This window comes from Bifidobacterium sp. M0307, from assembly GCF_016100445.1.
Taxonomy (GTDB): domain Bacteria; phylum Actinomycetota; class Actinomycetes; order Actinomycetales; family Bifidobacteriaceae; genus Bombiscardovia; species Bombiscardovia coryneformis.
The window spans coordinates 1,537,466-1,554,211 of sequence record NZ_JACFSL010000001.1 but is presented as its reverse complement, the minus strand read 5'-3'; the positions used below and the strand labels follow the sequence as shown (position 1 = coordinate 1,554,211).

General features: G+C 60.9%; 15 protein-coding genes. 6 read left to right on the top strand and 9 right to left on the bottom strand.

Annotation, left to right across the window (positions count from 1 at the left end):
* Positions 1 to 18: 18 nt before the first annotated feature.
* The gene (locus H3V08_RS06515) at positions 19 to 825 is read left to right on the top strand and encodes an ABC transporter ATP-binding protein (protein WP_033491249.1); all 807 of its coding nucleotides are present in this window, start codon (positions 19 to 21) and stop codon (positions 823 to 825) included.
* 19 nt (positions 826 to 844) lie between these two features.
* Entirely contained in the window at positions 845 to 1,465 is a 621-nt protein-coding gene (locus H3V08_RS06510; RefSeq protein WP_232340172.1) for an FMN-binding protein, read from the top strand.
* Between the two features lie 133 nt (positions 1,466 to 1,598).
* Here H3V08_RS06510 and H3V08_RS06505 read toward each other — a convergent pair whose 3' ends face one another.
* On the bottom strand, positions 1,599 to 2,888 hold the full coding sequence (locus H3V08_RS06505; RefSeq protein WP_198182012.1) for a class I SAM-dependent methyltransferase: 1,290 nt from the start codon (positions 2,886 to 2,888) through the stop codon (positions 1,599 to 1,601).
* Positions 2,889 to 3,133: 245 nt separating this feature from the next.
* On the opposite strand from H3V08_RS06505, the gene H3V08_RS06500 reads away from it, so the two are divergent.
* Positions 3,134 to 3,517 carry a DUF4186 domain-containing protein gene (locus H3V08_RS06500; protein ID WP_033491253.1) on the top strand — a complete coding sequence of 128 codons (384 nt, stop codon included), beginning with the start codon at positions 3,134 to 3,136 and terminating at the stop codon, positions 3,515 to 3,517.
* Positions 3,518 to 3,585: 68 nt separating this feature from the next.
* On the opposite strand, the gene H3V08_RS06495 is transcribed toward H3V08_RS06500, so the two are convergent.
* From H3V08_RS06495 to H3V08_RS06485, 3 genes are all read right to left on the bottom strand, one after another.
* On the bottom strand, positions 3,586 to 5,250 hold the full coding sequence (locus tag H3V08_RS06495; RefSeq protein ID WP_232340170.1) for an MFS transporter: 1,665 nt from the start codon (positions 5,248 to 5,250) through the stop codon (positions 3,586 to 3,588).
* Between the two features lie 250 nt (positions 5,251 to 5,500).
* Positions 5,501 to 5,896, bottom strand: a complete 396-nt coding sequence (locus H3V08_RS06490; RefSeq protein WP_232340168.1) for a VOC family protein — start codon at positions 5,894 to 5,896, stop codon at positions 5,501 to 5,503.
* 151 nt (positions 5,897 to 6,047) lie between these two features.
* Entirely contained in the window at positions 6,048 to 7,076 is a 1,029-nt protein-coding gene (locus H3V08_RS06485) for a zinc-dependent alcohol dehydrogenase family protein (protein WP_198182010.1), read from the bottom strand.
* Between the two features lie 393 nt (positions 7,077 to 7,469).
* Between H3V08_RS06485 and H3V08_RS06480 the strand changes: the two genes are divergently transcribed.
* From H3V08_RS06480 to H3V08_RS06470, 3 genes are all read left to right on the top strand, one after another.
* Positions 7,470 to 8,354 carry an AraC family transcriptional regulator gene (locus H3V08_RS06480; protein ID WP_198182009.1) on the top strand — a complete coding sequence of 295 codons (885 nt, stop codon included), beginning with the start codon at positions 7,470 to 7,472 and terminating at the stop codon, positions 8,352 to 8,354.
* Positions 8,355 to 8,757: 403 nt separating this feature from the next.
* A complete protein-coding gene (locus tag H3V08_RS06475) occupies positions 8,758 to 10,401 on the top strand; it encodes an anthranilate synthase component I family protein (RefSeq protein ID WP_198182008.1) in 1,644 nt (547 codons plus the stop codon).
* On the top strand, positions 10,382 to 10,972 hold the full coding sequence (locus tag H3V08_RS06470; RefSeq protein ID WP_198182007.1) for an anthranilate synthase component II: 591 nt from the start codon (positions 10,382 to 10,384) through the stop codon (positions 10,970 to 10,972). Before H3V08_RS06475 ends, H3V08_RS06470 begins: the two co-directional genes overlap by 20 nt.
* A 52-nt stretch (positions 10,973 to 11,024) precedes the next feature.
* On the opposite strand, the gene H3V08_RS06465 is transcribed toward H3V08_RS06470, so the two are convergent.
* The 5 genes from H3V08_RS06465 to H3V08_RS06445 all read right to left on the bottom strand — a co-directional run bounded on the left by H3V08_RS06465 (position 11,025) and on the right by H3V08_RS06445 (position 16,250).
* Positions 11,025 to 11,999: a siderophore-interacting protein gene (locus H3V08_RS06465; protein WP_198182006.1), complete on the bottom strand. Its 975-nt coding sequence runs from the start codon at positions 11,997 to 11,999 to the stop codon at positions 11,025 to 11,027.
* 149 nt (positions 12,000 to 12,148) lie between these two features.
* A complete protein-coding gene (locus H3V08_RS06460) occupies positions 12,149 to 12,997 on the bottom strand; it encodes an ABC transporter ATP-binding protein (RefSeq protein WP_198182005.1) in 849 nt (282 codons plus the stop codon).
* 5 nt (positions 12,998 to 13,002) lie between these two features.
* A complete protein-coding gene (locus H3V08_RS06455; RefSeq protein ID WP_198182004.1) occupies positions 13,003 to 14,082 on the bottom strand; it encodes a FecCD family ABC transporter permease in 1,080 nt (359 codons plus the stop codon).
* Between the two features lie 2 nt (positions 14,083 to 14,084).
* Entirely contained in the window at positions 14,085 to 15,065 is a 981-nt protein-coding gene (locus H3V08_RS06450; protein WP_232340166.1) for a FecCD family ABC transporter permease, read from the bottom strand.
* A 114-nt stretch (positions 15,066 to 15,179) separates the two neighbouring features.
* Positions 15,180 to 16,250, bottom strand: a complete 1,071-nt coding sequence (locus tag H3V08_RS06445; RefSeq protein WP_198182002.1) for an iron-siderophore ABC transporter substrate-binding protein — start codon at positions 16,248 to 16,250, stop codon at positions 15,180 to 15,182.
* Between the last annotated feature and the right edge of the window lie 496 nt (positions 16,251 to 16,746).

The following is a 16,746-nucleotide window of genomic DNA, read 5'->3' as shown; positions in this document are numbered from 1 at the left end:
CAGGGAAAAGGCGGAAGCATGCTCCTCGATCTGGACCACGTATCCAAGATCTATGGCGACCTGCACGCGCTGGATGACCTGAACCTGAGTATCCCCCAGGGGCAATGGCTGGCCGTCGTGGGGTCGTCAGGATCAGGCAAGACCACCCTGATGAACATCCTGGGATGCATGGATACCCCTTCTGCGGGGTCGGTCCGGTTGGAGGGGCGCCCTCTGGAGGACCTGAACCCTTCCCAATTGGCGGATGTGCGTAAGAACGTGATTGGGTTGGTCTTCCAGAAGTTCTATCTGGTGCCTCACCTGACGGCCGTCGAGAACGTGATGGTGGCCCAGTACTACCACTCGGTGGTTGACGAGGACCAGGCCATGCGGGCCCTGGACCGGGTCGGTCTGGCCGACAGGGCTAAGCACCTGCCCGGACAGCTTTCAGGCGGGGAACAACAGCGCGTCTGCGTGGCCCGCGCCCTGATCAACGAGCCCAAGCTGATTCTGGCCGACGAGCCGACCGGTAACCTGGATGAGGCCAACGAGAAGATCGTGCTGGACCTGTTCCGGCAGCTGCATGACCAGGGGACCTCCCTGGTTGTCGTGACCCACGATGCCCTGGTGGCTTCCTGTGCGCAACGTGAGATTATGCTCAACCATGGTGTTCTGGTGGGTGAACAATGGAACGACGAGGATGCCCGACGGGCCTATGAGGAGATTGGCGGCAGGCCGGCTTTCAGTGGCAGTGCCGATAAGGAGGCTCAGTCGGGTGATGTTCCTGTCGGATTTCGGGATCCGACCAAGGCGGCCAAGACCGGCGGCGGGAATCGGATCGACTGAGCAGATGATGGAGGTCCCCATGAAGGATGATAAGCGGGATGGAATCAACAGGGAATCCCGGGCTGCGGACGATGCAACCGGATTCACTGGGGCCCAGGCCGGATCTTCCAGGTCACATGGGCTGACCGGGATTTCGGCCACCCTGGTGGGTCTGGTCGCGGCCGCCTCCTTCCTGGGTGGGTGCGGCCAGACCGATACCAAGCCCATGGATGATGAGTACGCGGGCAATGAGTCCAGCAGCGCTCCCGGTAACGGAGAGGCACAGGGACCTCAGGCCGGTGAGGGTGTGCCCAGTGTATCTTCGCGGGATGGAAGGCAGCCTGCCGCTTCCGATACCGGGCAGTATCAGGACGGGTCATATGCCTTGACGGGCCATTACGGCAAGGATGGTTCCGACAGCATCGATGTCGACCTGGATGTGTCGGGCGGCACCGTGCAATCGGTCAGGGTCTCCGGGAAGTCCGATTCCCCGGTCTCCAGAAAGCACATCGATGAGTTCGCCAAGGCCGTGCCCGGGGTGGTCCAGGGCAAACCCCTCAAGGATCTCAAGGTCAGCAAGGTGGCCGGTGCCAGCTGGACCTCGGATGCCTTCAACAAGGCTCTGGACCTGGCCCGGCAGGAAGCCTCGATTTCGCAGTAGCCTTGGGCGACGGTCGGTAATCCCGTGTGCGGAATGCGAAGGGTGCCCGACACGGAACCAATCCGTGCCGGGCACCCTTCGCCTTGCCGAGGGATGATCGGTCGGCCGACTACTTCCCCGGATCCACTCGAAACTAGCGATCCCACCAGGGGCGGAGCGGGTAGGAGTACGTGCCGGTCGCGGGGTCGGGCTTGATGCACTGGAACTGGTGCACCTGGATGTTGTTGATTTCGAAGTTCAGGCGCGACCCGGCCATGTAGAGACCCCAGAGACGGGCCTTGGGCTCGCCGACCATGGTCTTGGCCTGCTCCCAGTTGTCCTGGAGGTTTTCGGTCCAGTGTTGCAGGGTCAGGGCGTAGTGCTGACGGAGGTTCTCCTGGGTCATGACCTCAAAACCGGTGTCCTGGATGGCCAGTTCGATTTCGGCCGGGCTGGCCAGCTCGCCATCGGGGAAGATGTACCGGTCGATGAAGCCGCCGGCCCTCTTGTTGTCGTGGGAGTTGGTCCGGGTGATCTGGTGGTTGAGGAGGATGCCGCCGGGGCGCAGCTTGTTCATCATCTCCTTGAAGTAGGAGGGGTACTGCTTGTATCCCACATGCTCCATCATGCCGATTGAGCAGATGCCGTCGAAGCCTGATTCGGGCACATCGCGATAATCCATCAGGCGGACCTCGGCCAGGTCGCCCAGGCCCTCCTTCCTGATCCACTCCTGGGCCCATTCCACCTGTTCCTCGGCCAGGGTGACACCGATGACGTGGATGCCACGCTTGGCGGCGGCCACCTCCATCGAGCCCCATCCGCAGCCCACGTCAAGGAGCCGGTCGCCCTTCTTCAGGTTCATCTTGTCGAGGACCATGTTGAGCTTGTGCTCCTGGGCTGCCTCCAAGGTATCGGTCGGCTTCTCGAAGACGGCGCAGGTGTAGGTCATGGAGGACCCCAGGAAGAGGCGGTAGAAGTCGTTGGACTGGTCGTAATGGTAGCTGACCGTGGCCGCATCGCCCTTGCGGGTGTGGGGGCGCAGGCCCTCGGTCAGGCGCTTGGCCAGGGAGGGGCCCTCGATTGCAGGAGGCTCGGGGATGCGAATCCCGTGCGAGAAGATGGCGGCGGCCATGCGGGCCAGATCGGTCTTGCCGGGCTTCTTGACGTACTTCTTCAGGGCCACCAGGTCCTTGAAGACCTGATAGGGATTGCCTGGCTGCAGGTCCGGCGAATCCAGGTCGCCCTGCAGGTAGGCCCTGGCCAGACCCAGGTCGTTCGGATTCTCGGCGATGTAGTATATTGCGCGCGAGTTCTTGATCTCCAGATGGAGCGGTGCGGCCGAATCTCCGAAGTGCGATCCGTCGAAGGCGGTTATCTGAACCGGCGCGGCAGGGTCCAAAAAGAGCCGGATCATTTCCGCGACCGTCATATTGCTTCTGGCCATGAAGCCCCCTTTTCTGACGTCCTGATTGCGAATAAGCATGACAAATCAGGCCGCCTGTGGTTGTTTTCTGGACCCAACCGTACTCCTCGTACTGGCCTGTGCCGGTATTCTCTGAGCTGATGTGTGCCTTGTCGAATCCCCTTTTCGCTGGTAATGCTGGTGCTGAAAGTGAGGCGACCGTGATTGGTGAGGATAACCAGGAAGGGTTGATTTCGAATCCCGACAATGCCTCTTCACCGGGGAACCTGCGGGAAGAGGAGGTGCCCGCCTGGGTCGGTCGAACGCTGGTCCGGCTGGGGCACTCGAATTTTCGTGCCGGATTCAGTCTATCGGCCAGGGACCGCTCCTATGCCAGGGCCAGGGGGAAGGCAACCATCAACCGCCATGCCCACGAAATGCTGGCCAAAAGGGTCGGACCGGCCCATCCCTTGAAGGATGGGAAACAGACACCGTACAGAGGTCATCCTGTCTTCACGGCCCAGCATGCCACCGGTACCTGTTGCCGTGGATGCATCCAACGTTGGCACCATATTCCCAAGGGCCGCCCTCTGACCGACCGTGAGATCGATCGGTTGGCCGCCCTGGTCATGGGGTGGATCGAGCGCGACTTGATGCATCATCCAGCCTGATACCGGTCGGATGATGCACCGTGGCAGGGCCTTATCGGGGATGCTCGTTGGATGGGGGTTGACTGGCCCTATGCCTTTGCGGGTTTGGTTGAGCGGTCCGCACCTGCCGACTGCTTGGTCCCAAGCGCCTTCCTGGCTTCGGCCTTGAGCATTTCGGGGGTCTTCCGGGTGCCGTTTTCCTCGGCGTCCTTGATGATGGCCTTGACGTCCAGGTCCGGGTTCTGGTCCTGCGTGGCCACCAGGTCGCGGGCCTCCTGGCGGTTGAGGACCGTAGGCAGGGTGCCGGGCATGGGCTTGCGGGCTGTTTCGGCCAGGAAGAGGACGGTCACCAGGCCGCAGACCGAGGTGAACATGATCCAGTATGCCGGGGCCAGGCCCTTGCCTGTGGCTGTCACCAGGCCTTCCATGATGACCGGTGCCGTACCGCCGAAGACGGCCACGGCCAGGTTGTAGGAAAGTCCCATACCACCGTAGCGCGAGGCGGTGGGGAAGAGGGCGGGCAGGGTCGAGGCCAGATTGGCCACAAAGAAGATGACCGGTATGGCCAGGAGGACCAGGCCGGCGAAGACCGCGCCCGTGGTGCTCTGTTCCAGAATCCTGAAGGCCGGAAGGGAGAGGCACAGTCCGGTGAAGGCGCCCATGAAGAGTACCTTTTTGCGGCCGAACCTGTCGGAGAGGGCACCGGTGATGGGGATGCAGAAGGCCACCAGGAGGAGGACGGGCAGGGATAGCAGGTTGGCCTGGGCCGTGTTGTAGTGGAGTGTGCCTGTCAGATAGGTGGGCATGTAGGCCGTCAAGGTGTAGCTGAGGGTGTTGGCCGCGGCCACCAGGATGAAGGCCATGAGCAGTTCCTTCCAGTACCCTCGGATCAGGTCGCCCAGGCCCTTGTGCTCGCTCTTGGTCTTCTCGTCCGTAACTGCTTGCGCCTGTTCAAAGGCCGGGGTGTCCTGGACCTTCGCCCTGAAGTAGACGGCGATGCCTGCCAGGGGAAGGGCGATGATGAAGGGGATGCGCCAGCCCCAGGCAAGCATGGCCTCGGGTGAGAGCTGGAACTCCAGGAGTGAGACCAGACCGGCCCCGAAGGCATAACCCAGGTAGGAGCCCACGTCCAAAAGGGAAGCAAAGAAGCCGCGATGCCGGTCGGGGGCATACTCGGTGACCATGGTCGATGCGCCGGCATATTCTCCACCGGTCGAGAATCCCTGGACCAGCTTGAGCAGGATCAGAAGGATGGGGGCCAGCGGGCCCACGGCCGCGTACCCTGGTAGGACTCCGATCAGCAGGGTGGCTGCCGACATGCTCAGGAGGGTGAAAGCCAGGATTCGTTGCCGGCCCAGTTTGTCGCCGAGCTGGCCCAGCACCACGCCGCCCAGAGGTCGGGCGATGAAGGTTACCGCGAACACACCCAAAGAGAAGAGACGCTGAATGGCATCCGAAGCGTCGGAGAGGAAGACCCGGCCGATGGTCACGGCCAGGTAGCCGTAGACTCCCACGTCGTACCACTCCATGAAGTTGCCGACCACGGTGCCGGCGATGGCCCGTTTCAGTGTCGACGCATCGACCACGTTGATGTCAGTGAGATGCAGGCGCTGGTTCCAGCTTCGGTGGGGATGCTGGTTGCGCTTCCTGGTCCTGCCTTTGGTGGCGGGCCCAGTCTTTCCGCCCCGCCCATGACCCTGCTTCGAATTGAGATTATTTCCGTCGGTTGAACTTGATTCCTCTTGTGCCATCATTCCTTCTTCGGCCCCCTGGCCGTACTGCATTTCGAGTGTTTTGGTATCCCTCAGTGGTCTCCTATCAGGTGGTTTTTAGGAAAATGCCATGAAAATACACTGTAACACTCGGGTCTTGGCGGGGGCCGGATATGAAAGGAGCCCCGCTATTGCGGGGCATACTGACACCGCGGCATAGAGCCTGATGCCGAATCCTGTCGCTTGCGGGGCAGAAGAGCAGCGGAGGCGAATGCCGCTGGTTATGGTCAGCTCAGAGAATCTGACAGAATTCGATGGTCTCCCTGTTGGGTCCGTAAACGTTGAAGTAGCGGATGCCGCGATCCCAGAAGGTGGGGATGGACTGGATGCCGTCTTCCTTGATTTCCAACCCCAGATTCCTGGCATTCTGATAGGCGGCTTCGATATCCGGGGTATCCAGGGCCCAATGATTGATGGCTCCAGTGGTCAACGGGGCCTCTTCGCCTTCCCAGGTCTCGATGGTCAGGTGACCATAACGCATGAAGGCGCAACGGTTCTCTCCGTTGGGGAAGACTCCCACCAGCTCGAAACCGAGCTTGGCGGTATAGAAGTCAACGGTCTCATCCAGGTTATGGGCAATCATGCCTGAGTGCTGGAGGTCTGTGGTGAATGCCGACATTGGCTGCATGGATAACTCCTTTGTTGTGGCGAGCACCGTATTCTGGCGTATGGCCGATACGTGCTGCTGGAACCATGGTATGCGATGCTCGGTACGGAACCTCTGGTGCCGGTTGCCGCTGCTTCAGGGATTCCGATTCCCGGTTGCGCTTGCGCGGTTCTCAGTCCCCGAAGGCGACCACCGCCTTGATGACACCGCCGATCGATCCGGACATCAGATCGGGCACTTGTTCGAGGCTCAATATGTGGGTGACCAGACCTGCGATATCCATGCGAGCGGAGGCCAGGAGGCTGATGGCATCGCCGAATGAACATGGGTTGCTGAAGGATCCCTTGATGGTCAGTTCCTTGCGGTAGATGTCATAGGCGTTCATCGTGAATCGGGCATCGGGGCAGCCGATGCCGAACATGAGCACCTGGGCGCCCCGGCGGCAGGCCTTGATGGCCATGGTCTCGGCAGCTGGAACCCCGACGGCTTCGATCACCAGGTCATAGTGGTCCCGGGGCGGTGTCTGTCTCCGTTTGTCCGATCTGTAGACGGCATGAAGGTTGTTCAAGGCCTTTCCCCTGGCCAGTTTCGTCTCGTTCAACCCGGCCATGTCGACCTGAAAGAGGCCCTGAATCCTGAGGAGTTGGGCAAAGAGCTGGGCCATGAAACCATCCCCAACAATCAGGGCCCGCTGGTTGGACCGCAGGTCCAGGCATCGAATGCCATGCAAGGCACAGGATAGGGGACCGATGGCAGTGGACTCCAGAAATTCCAATCGATCGGGCAGCCGGTAGACCACCTTGGCCGGGGCGGAGAAGTACTCGGACATCCCACCTCCGCGTGTCACACCGATGACCGCCAGGTGTCGGCAGAGTTCGGGTCTGCCGTTTCGGCAGTAATCGCAACGTTGACAGGTGATGTTAGGGTCCACGGCCACCCTGTCCCCCTCGGCCGCCTGGCCTCCGTCAGCCAGGGTGACCGACCGGGTACCGATGGCCGCCACGGTTCCGCAGCTCTCGTGCCCCAGGATAATCGGGAGATTGGCCTCAATCGACCCCTGTGCTCCCTGGTAGATGCCGCGATCTGTGCTGGATATGCCTGTAAAGGCGGTGCGGATGAGAACCTCTCCCGCCTTGGGCCGAGGAACCGGGACCTGCCTCATGTGCAGGCCGCGTGTTCTGTCCAATACCAGTGCCCTCATGATGGTTTCCCTCCGCCGGCTGCGGTGCAGGTTTGCTCGTCGCTGTGCTTACTGCTCTTCAGGTATTGCGGCTTGGACCTTGTGCATACCTATAGGGTGAATCGTCTTCGGACTGATGCCCCTCATCTGATTGAGGAGTTGGGTGCCGGAGTTCTCGACTGCCTGGTTTCATCCTAGGGTCGCCAGGATTTGGAATCCGGTGCTTTTCTGCCGGATATCGGTATTATTTTGCCCTTTTCTTGGATAGGATGGGTGGTCATCGCCCTGGCAGTGACAGGGTTGGCAAAGGTGCCGTTGAAGCTCTCCCCCTGTGTGCGATCAGTTGTGCTGAGTGCGACCGATTGGGTCAAGAGCAACAGGCCGTTTCCCCGCACATATCGGAGGTGGGTGAGCATGGGCAGTCATGTCGATGGGCGGGCGGATTTGGAGGTGGTCCTGCCTCGGAGCGGCGAGAGCATCCGCTGGGTGGAGCACGGGTACCCTTCGGCCTTGGCCCGGTGGCATCACCACATCGAAATTGAGATCCATCTGATCCGCAAGGGTAGGGGAATGATGATGGCCGGGGATGGGATGGTGCCTTTTGATTCGGGGCAGGTTTCCCTCCTGGGGAGCGATGTTCCCCATAATTGGATTTCGGAATTGGATCCGGGTGAGGTGTCCATTCCCAAGCGGGATGTGGCCTGCCAGGTTCATCCCGAGCGCATCCGAGCCCTGGCGCGGATTTTCCCCGAGGCCGGGAGGATACTGACCCTGTTGAGACGGAGTGGGCAGGCCCTTGTCCTGTCCGGTGCTTCCGCGCACCGAGCGGCCACCATCCTGATTGGTATGGGGGCGCATCATGATCTTGACCGGCTGATTGACCTCCTGGCGATTTTCCGTATCTTCATCCAGGCCCCTCGCCGGGAGTGGATGACAGTGGTCACACCGGGTTACGTGGCGGAGGCGCCCGACGGCATGACGGAACGGGTCAACCAGGTCCTGGCGTATATCACGGCACATATCGCAGACCGGATTACCTTGGAGGAGGTCGCTGCCCAGGTGGTCATGAGTCCCTCAGCGTTCTCCCGTTTCTTCAAGGAGGCGGCGGGAATCAACTTTTCCGCACTGGTCTGCCGCTTGCGGACTGCACGCGCCTCCCTCCTCCTGGTCACCACCGATCTGCCCATCGCCCGGATTCAGTCCTTGAGCGGGTTCGGTAATGCCTCCAACTTCAACCGTCGCTTCAAGATGGAGACCGGCACGACCCCGCGTGCCTACCGCCGGGCGTATCGGCGCTGAGGCCGTTGATTCCTCTTCAAGTAATGAAGTAAGCAAATGGACGAACTACGTCCGAATGGTGGATGCTGCTTGGGAGGATGCACGCGGGTGCTCTAGCATCGTCCCCATGAGGAAAATGACATCACGGCAGTCCTGGTTGCCCATGGGTGTCTTTTTCTATGTCGATGCCCGATGGCGTTGATGTCCTTCGCCTGATGGGCCAGAACCGGCTCGGTTCTTCTTCTGATTCATATATCCGCCTCGGTGTTTGAGGTCTCTTTTTCCATTGCTGACGGGTGTGGGGCCATCGGATGGTTTGGATCCATACCGTATTGGATACCCGCCTCAACCCGGGTGCACTCGCACCGTGGGAGGTTCATCCCCCGTCTTTCCAATCGCAGCATCCGACCAAGGGAGTGCCGGTATGACCATCAATGCAACCATGGAATCCCACCAATTCGTCAGCGACCTTGACGCCCTGTCCATATACAGGCGCTTGCGCACCAGGTATCGGGAGGATCAGCTCTTCCTCCTGGAGTCCCTGAGTGGTCCCGATCCGGACAGGAACCGTTCGGTGATTGGATTCGAGCCCATGTTGACCCTGAGTGTGACGGACCACGTTATGACCATTGATCCGCTGGGTAACGTACAGCTGGCAGGTCTGTTGGAGGTCTTCGGCCGGATTGAGCAGGGGGTGGTTCGCCATCCGGTCCCCGACATCCAGGAGGTGTTCGCGGTGCTGAGGGGGATTGAGTCCTCCTTCGCCATCAGCGGCGGCCATGAAGGCCCCTTCGGGATGGGATGGTTCGGCTACTTCGGGTATGACACCATTTTCATGATTGAGGACCTGGAAGAACGCATTCCCAGGGATGCGGCCCTGCCGGTCATCTCGCTGACCCTCTACCGGGGAATCATCACCCTGGACCTGAAGGCTGGCGGCCACTGCGCCACGCTGATCCATCTGAGCGGCGACCCTGGCGGGTACGACATCCGGGATGGTCGGGGAAGCAGGGAAAGCGGCAGTCCGGTAGGGCAGGAAGACGCGGGTGACATTGAGTACAGCAGGCTTGACGGGCAGCCGGATGGGAAGAGCGTTGGGCATGAGTCCGACCGGTTTGCGGAAATGCTGGGCCTGCTGCAATCTGACGCACCCCTTGCGGAAGACCCTGCCCGGACCGGTGCAGGGTCTGAGGATGCCGGATCGAACTTCCCTTACAGTGCCCATGACACGATTGACCGAGACCTCTTCTATCGGTGGTTTGCCAAGGGCAAGGAGCACATAGCCCAGGGAGATGTGTACCAGCTCCAGCTCGGGCATGAGATTCAGGTGGACTCCAGGATTCCGCCCTTCCAGGTCTACCAACGGCTGCGTCGGCAGGACCCGTCCCCCTATATGTACTATTTTGTGACTCCCCAAGGGGTACATGTCATCGGCGCCAGCCCCGAGCTCTTCATCGGGCTGACCCCTGATGGTGACATAACCCTGAGGCCCATCGCCGGAACTGTCGGCAATCCCGGAGATGATGAGGCCCGCCAGGCGGCCATCAGGCAGCTGACCGGCGACCCCAAGGAACGGGCCGAGCACCTGATGCTGGTGGATTTGGGGCGCAACGACGTAGCCAGGTGCTGCACACCCGAATCCTTGGAGGTGGACCGGCTGATGACCACCGAGGTTTACTCCCACGTCATTCATATGGTCTCGGATGTGGTCGGTCGAATCCGGCCTGGCCTGGACAAGTACGACGTCTTCTCGGCCGCCTTCCCCGCCGGCACCATGACAGGAACCCCCAAGGTGCGCGCCGTGGAGATCATCGAGGAGACCGAGGTCAGTTCGCGCGGGGTATATGCCGGGGCGGTGGGCTTCCTCGGATTTGACGGCCAGGTCCTGACGGCGCTGTGCATAAGGACGGCCTCCTACCATTCGGGCAGATACCACCTGCGCGCCTCGGCCGGAATCGTCGAGGATTCTCAGCCGGAAAGCGAATGGCAGGAAACCATGAAGAAGATGAGTTCGGCCTATCTGGCTATCACCGGAAAGGAGCTGGCCCATGAGAGTCTTGCTGGTTGATGCCTTCGACAGTTTCGTCTATGTGGTCAAGAACTACGTGGACCTGTTGGGCGCCGATACGACCATTGTCCGGGTGAACCACTTTGCCGAGGTGGATCCACTCACCTTCGATGCGGTCATCCTGGGCCCTGGACCGGGCCATCCGGAGGACTGCGGATACCTGGAGCTCCTTGACCGGGTTGCGGGACGGAAGCCGGTATTCGGCATCTGCCTGGGCATGCAGGCCATCGCAGTACATGCCGGAGCCCAGGTGGTCAGGGCCTCCAGCCGCCAGCACGGCAAGGTGAGCGGGATAAGAAACGACGGGAAGGGCTGCTTCAAGGGTCTGCCCGATACCTTCGATGTGACCAGATACCATTCCCTGGTTGCCGATGAGACCTCGGTCGGGCAGGTCGCCGATCTGGAGATCAGTGCGCGCTCGCTTCTGGACGGGTATGTGATGGGCCTGAGACGTGGTCGATCGCTCATGGAGGGTGTCCAATTCCACCCCGAGAGCATCGGCAGCCAGTATGGTCACCAGGTGATTGGCAACTTCTTCCGGGAGTACTGCGGCTCGCCTGCTGGGAACTGACCCGTTGCGGTCGGCTGTCGGTAATGGGGGCCGACCGCACCCGAAGTCCGTATCAGGACATCTCGCTACGGCCCTGGCGCCAGTATCCCATGAAGGAGACACTGCGTCGGTCCATTCCGTGGTCTCTGACCAGCATGCGCCTCAGGTCACGGACGGTGGCTGCCTCGCCGGCAATCCAGGCATACAGGTCATCGGTTTGGATGACGGTATCCGCCTCAGCGGAATCGGATGTCTCCCAGAGCAGCTCGCGGTCGATATCGATTTCCCTGAATTCCTTGGAGGATTGAGCGGCCTCGTCCGAGTCGGAATGGACCGGCAGGTCATCCAGGAGGTTGTGCATGGCCTCGGTAAGGGCATGGCCATGGCCGGACTCGTCACGCACTGTCCAAATGACGCGGATGCCCTCCGGCGTTTGGAGGGGGAGGCGGTCCTCTTCGGCCGGGACTTCAATCACCACCACCCCATCGCCATGCCACTGGTCGCGAACCAGGCTTTCCATTATGGCGGCGATGGCCGGGAGCGCCGTTTCATCACCCGCCAGGAGGATATGCCTGGATTGGCCCGGGTGAAAATCAAGTCCTGGAACCTGTCCTCCGACCCTTCCATCGGGGCCAATGATGACGGCTTTGTCGCCTGGCTTGGCCTGCTCTGCGAAGGTTCCGGCAGGTCCGGAAGGATCGTGGATGACGAAGTCCACATCCATTTCCCCGATCTCGGGTCTGAGAGCGCGAACCGTGTAGGTGCGCATCGGGTTGCGGCGTTCCGTGGGGAGGGCCCTCCATTCCTGCAGCCAGCCAAGCGGAACGTCTGGGGCAATCTCGAAGAAGGAGGGGTCAGGTACTGATCCGTCCGGAAGAGGAAGGATGATTTTGATCCTCTCGTCGTATCCTGCATCGGCGAAGATCTTCAGGTCGGGGCTCTGGAAGACGATGCGGCGGAAGTGGGGCGAGAGTGTTTCCGTTCTGGCCACGGTGACATGGAAGGGAATCAGGGATACCGGGTGGTTGGCGGGAAGTTTCATGGTCATTGCTCTTTCGGTTGGGTTGTATGGCTGACCTTGGACTCAGACCTATTGTGTGGGTGTCTGGGTTGCCGAGAATCAGGACACCGGGTTTGGTGTCATAGAGCTGGATTGCTGTGTTTCGGATATCGGATGCCGAATCATGGGGATGTGCATTACCGGGGCCTCACGGAGTGGGCTCCGAGGCTATGGAGGGGAGCAGGTGTCATCAGTGGAGTGCCGGTGGATCCATCCTTCACCACGGTGGACGCGATGTCGAACACCTCCGTGACCAGGTTCTCGGTCATGACCTCGTCGGGAGCGCCCAGTGCGACCCTCCTGCCATCCTTGATGGCCAGGATCCAATCCGAGTATCTGGCGGCCATGTTCAGGTCGTGGAGAACCATGACCACCGTGACGCCCTCCTGCCTGTTCAGGGTGCTCAGCAGGTCAAGCACCTCAAGCTGGTAGGCGATGTCGAGGTAAGTGGTCGGCTCGTCAAGAAGGAGTATGTCGGTCTGCTGGGCGAGGGTCAGGGCAATCCAGGCGCGCTGGCGCTGGCCTCCGGACAGGCGGTCGATTGGACACCCCGCCATATCGGTCAGTCCGGTCAGGGCAAGGGCCCGTTCCACCGCCTTTTCGTCCTTGGTCGTCCACCGTTCGACGAAGTGGTGGTGGGGGTATCGGCCGCGAGCGACCAGGTCGGCGATGGTGATGCCGGCGGGGGCTGACGGGTTCTGTGGCAGCAGCCCCAGAATCGTTGCAACCTTGCGGGTGGGGATGCTGGTGATGGGCTCTCCATCCAGCATGACGGTCCCCGAGGCCGGTTTCAGTATCCTGGCCACGGCCTTGAGGAAGGTTGATTTTCCGCACCCGTTGGGTCCGATGATGGACCCCATCGTGTGTGGGGGTATATCCAGACTCAGGTCCTCGATGACCGCACGCCCGCCATAGGTGAGGCGAAGGTGCGAGGCGGTCAGCCTATGCGCGCTGCTCCAGGAGTCGTGTGCCGGGGGTGACGTCATGATGTTCAGAGCTCCTGTCTGCGGGTCATGAGGACCATGATCAGGATGAGGACGGGGCCGCCCACAATGCTGGTGATGATGCCGACCGGCACCTGGGTTGTGGGCAGATGCTGGGCGACGATGTCGGACCCCAGAACCAGGCAACCTCCCACCAGGCCCGACTGGATAAGGGCCGATGCTCCCCGACCGACCAGGACCGCGGCGATGGGGCCGGAGAGGAACGAAACGAAGGAGATGGGACCGGTGGTCGCCGTTGCGACGGCCAGGAGCAGCACACCCACGATGATCACCTCGAACTGGACACGGCTTACCCTGACTCCCAGTCCGGCGGCCATCTCCGGTCCCAGCTGCAGTGTGCTGACATTCCTATCGAGTGCCAGCAGGAGCATGGCGCCGACGAGGGTTGTTGTTGCCAGTATGGGTAGATCGGACCACTGGGCATCGGCCAGGCTGCCCGTCAGCCACCGGGTTGCTGCCTGGATGTCCCATTGGCTGCTGCGAACCATGAGCCAGGAACCCAGAGCATTGAACCCTGCGGCCACTCCGATTCCGATCAGTATCAGCCGGGTCGGGTCGAACGAACCGCGCCAGGCCAGGGCCATGACCAGGAGGGCTGTCAGGAGACCGCCCATGACCGCCAGGCAGGCCAAGGGCATGCCCGACAGGCCCAATACGACAATGCCGAAGATGGCGGCCGTGTTGGCTCCTGCCGTGATGCCGATGATATCCGGGCTGGCCATCATGTTGCGCAGGAGGTGTTGGAAACCAATTCCGGCCATGCCGAATGCGATGCCGGCGGCGCAGCCGATCAGTGCCCTGGGCATGCGGAGTTGGAGAATTACGAATCTGGTCCCTTCGTCCCCCTGCCCCAGGAGTGCTCCAATCAGGTCGTTCATGGAGTATGTGCGGTGTCCCAGAACCAGGTCGGACAGCGCGAGAGCAACCAGGAGTACCACAAGCAGGATGGTGACTGCCAGTGAACGAACGGTATGGGTCCGTCGTATCCGTTGCAGGTCGGTCATCGCATCGGGTCTATGCGATTTCTGAAGGGCGGGGTTACCGCCATGAACGGGGGAAGCGACCATGCCTATACCTCCGCGGTTCTTCTGCGCCCGGCCAGAATCACGAATACGGGAGCCCCAATCAGTGCCGTGACGATGCCGACCTCTACATCGGATGGACGGGTGATTATCCTGCCCACCACGTCGGCGCCAACCACCAGAAGGGGGCCGATGAGGATGCTCAGAGCCATGATTCGTCTGTAGTCGGGTCCTATAAGCAGTCGTGCCACATGGGGGACCACCAGTCCGACGAAGCCAATCGGACCCGCCAGTGCCGTACAGGAGGCGCAGAGGAGTATCGCCGCAAGCCAGGCCAGGCTGCGGACACGCCCGACGTGCATACCCAGTCCTTCGGCCATCTGATCACCCAGGGTCAAGGCGTTGATTCCGGGTGTCAGACAGAAGGCGAGTATCAGGCCAAGGGCGAGAAGAGGCAGGACCGGCATCATGAGATCGAACCGGGCGCCGGAGATTCCGCCCACCTGCCAGAAGCGATATGAGCTGATGACATTGATGCGCGGCAGAAGGATGGCGGAGGTAAGAGATCCCAGTACCGAACTGATCACGACACCGGCCAGGGTCAGCCGTAGCGGAGATGGACCGGATGGCCCCAGGGAGCCTATGGCCCAGACGGCAAGTGCGGTCGTCGTACTGCCCAGCAGACCCACCCAGACATACTGGGCCGGGGTCGATAGGGAGAAGAAGGCTATGGAACAGACGATCGCCAGGGCCGCCCCCGTATTGAACCCCAGAATCGACGGGTCCGCCAGTGGATTGCGAGATATGCCCTGCATCAGGGTCCCGGCCACCCCGAGCCCGGCACCGACCAGGAGGCCGAGGACGGTGCGGGGGATTCTCAGGCGGATGGCCGAGACCGCGATGTCATCCGAGGAGGCGGACAGGGCGTGGAGGATGTCGGAAGGGCTGACGGAACGGGATCCGAAAACCAGGGACAGGGCGCAGACCATGACCAGGCAGACCGCCAGAATCAGCCCGGACAAGACCATGGGTCCGTTTCCATTGCGATGCATGGTTGCTCGCCGGGTGCCTGGGCGCGGAGTCACTCCCGACCGCATATATGCGCCACCTCTCCCTCTTTCATCCCCTCACCTGCGGCCTGATCAGACCTTGGCGGCAGCCTCGCCCAGAAGTTGGGCGTATGCGTCGGTCGTCTTCTGGATGGACAGGGCCGAGGGGTCAAGGGCATTGGCCATCTCGCTGTCATTGTCGATGACCACGACGGATCCGCGCTCAACTGCGGGAATCTTGGAGAGGAGGGGGTCCTTGCGCATCGCTTCAAGCAGGTCCGGGGTGCCGTAGGTAACGATGATGTCGACATCCTTGTACCTGTCGGCATGCTCGGAGGAGATCTCCTTGTAGAAGTTCTTGGTGCTCTTGGAGTCCTCCTTGATGGACTCCGGAGTCTCCATACCGAGGTCGTTCAGGAACTGAGGCCGGGCGTCGGAGGTGGTGTAGACGCTGAACTTAGAGAGCTTGGAAGCATCGAAGTACATCACTGCCGCGGTCTTACCCTTGATGGACGGTTGGGCCTCTCCGGCCTTTGAGATGCGCTCCTCCAGGTCGGCTATCAGCTGCTTGCCCTTTTCGGGTTCTCCGATGGCCTTGGCTGTGGACGTGATGACCTTGCGCCAGGGGTCGCCCCAGGCAACCTCCTGATAGGCGATTGTCGGCGCAATCTTGCTCAAGGTGTCATACTGCTTCTTGGTCATGCCGGAGAGCAGGCCGATGATTAGATCGGGCTTGGACGCGGCGATGGCCTCGACATCGATGCCGTCCGATTCGTCATGCAGCTTGGGCATATCCGCCTTGGCCACATGCATCTCATCCAGGGCATCCTTGGTCCAGGGCAGATACCCTCCATCCACGGTCTTGCCGAAGGAGTTCTTCTGGATGCTGACCGGCACGACCCCCAAGGCGATGAGGTTGTCGGGAGTGGCCCATCCGACGGTGGCGATGCGCTTGGGCTTGGAAGGGATCGAGGTGGTGCCGTAAACATGATCGATCTTGACGGGGAAGGAATCCTGCTGCCCGGAGGTTGTGGTCTCGCTGGACGTGGCTGTCTGCGAATTCTGCCCGCAGGCGCCTAGAAAGAGCGTGGAGCTTGCCAGTACGGTGACGATCGCGATGGCGCGTTTGAGCCGAGTCAGGGGAAGGGATGTTCGAGTATGCATGTGGTTCCTTTGATTGTGCTGTGGAATTGGCATGGCGCACCAGAGCCAAATACCAGATTTAGCATCGGGGCGACAGGAAGAAAAGAGTTGATTTCCTTAGCTGCATGTGTTAATTGGAGTGCTTGTATTTGGGGAGTGCAATTGGAGATGCCCTGCCGAAACGTTCATGTTTCGTGTAGCACTGCTGAGTGCAAGAAGCGCTTCCGTGCGCTGCCTTGACGTCAAAATCTCAACATACGTATAAATCGGAGATGGACAGTGCAATCGGCTTTACAGTGATGGTAAAGCCAAATCCGTGTGGTTCCATAGATAGGACAATGTAGTAACTCTAAAAGGGGAACAAAAGCGTGACTGTTGATATAGCAGAGTGGTAACTGAATGAACTGAAGGGGCAGTCCGATGGACGATCGTGCTGCTTCTTCATCGTCTTGTTTCTCAACCCGTACCCGCCATCCTCCTGTGCAGCGGCCTGAAATGGGCTATTGACAGTCAGACC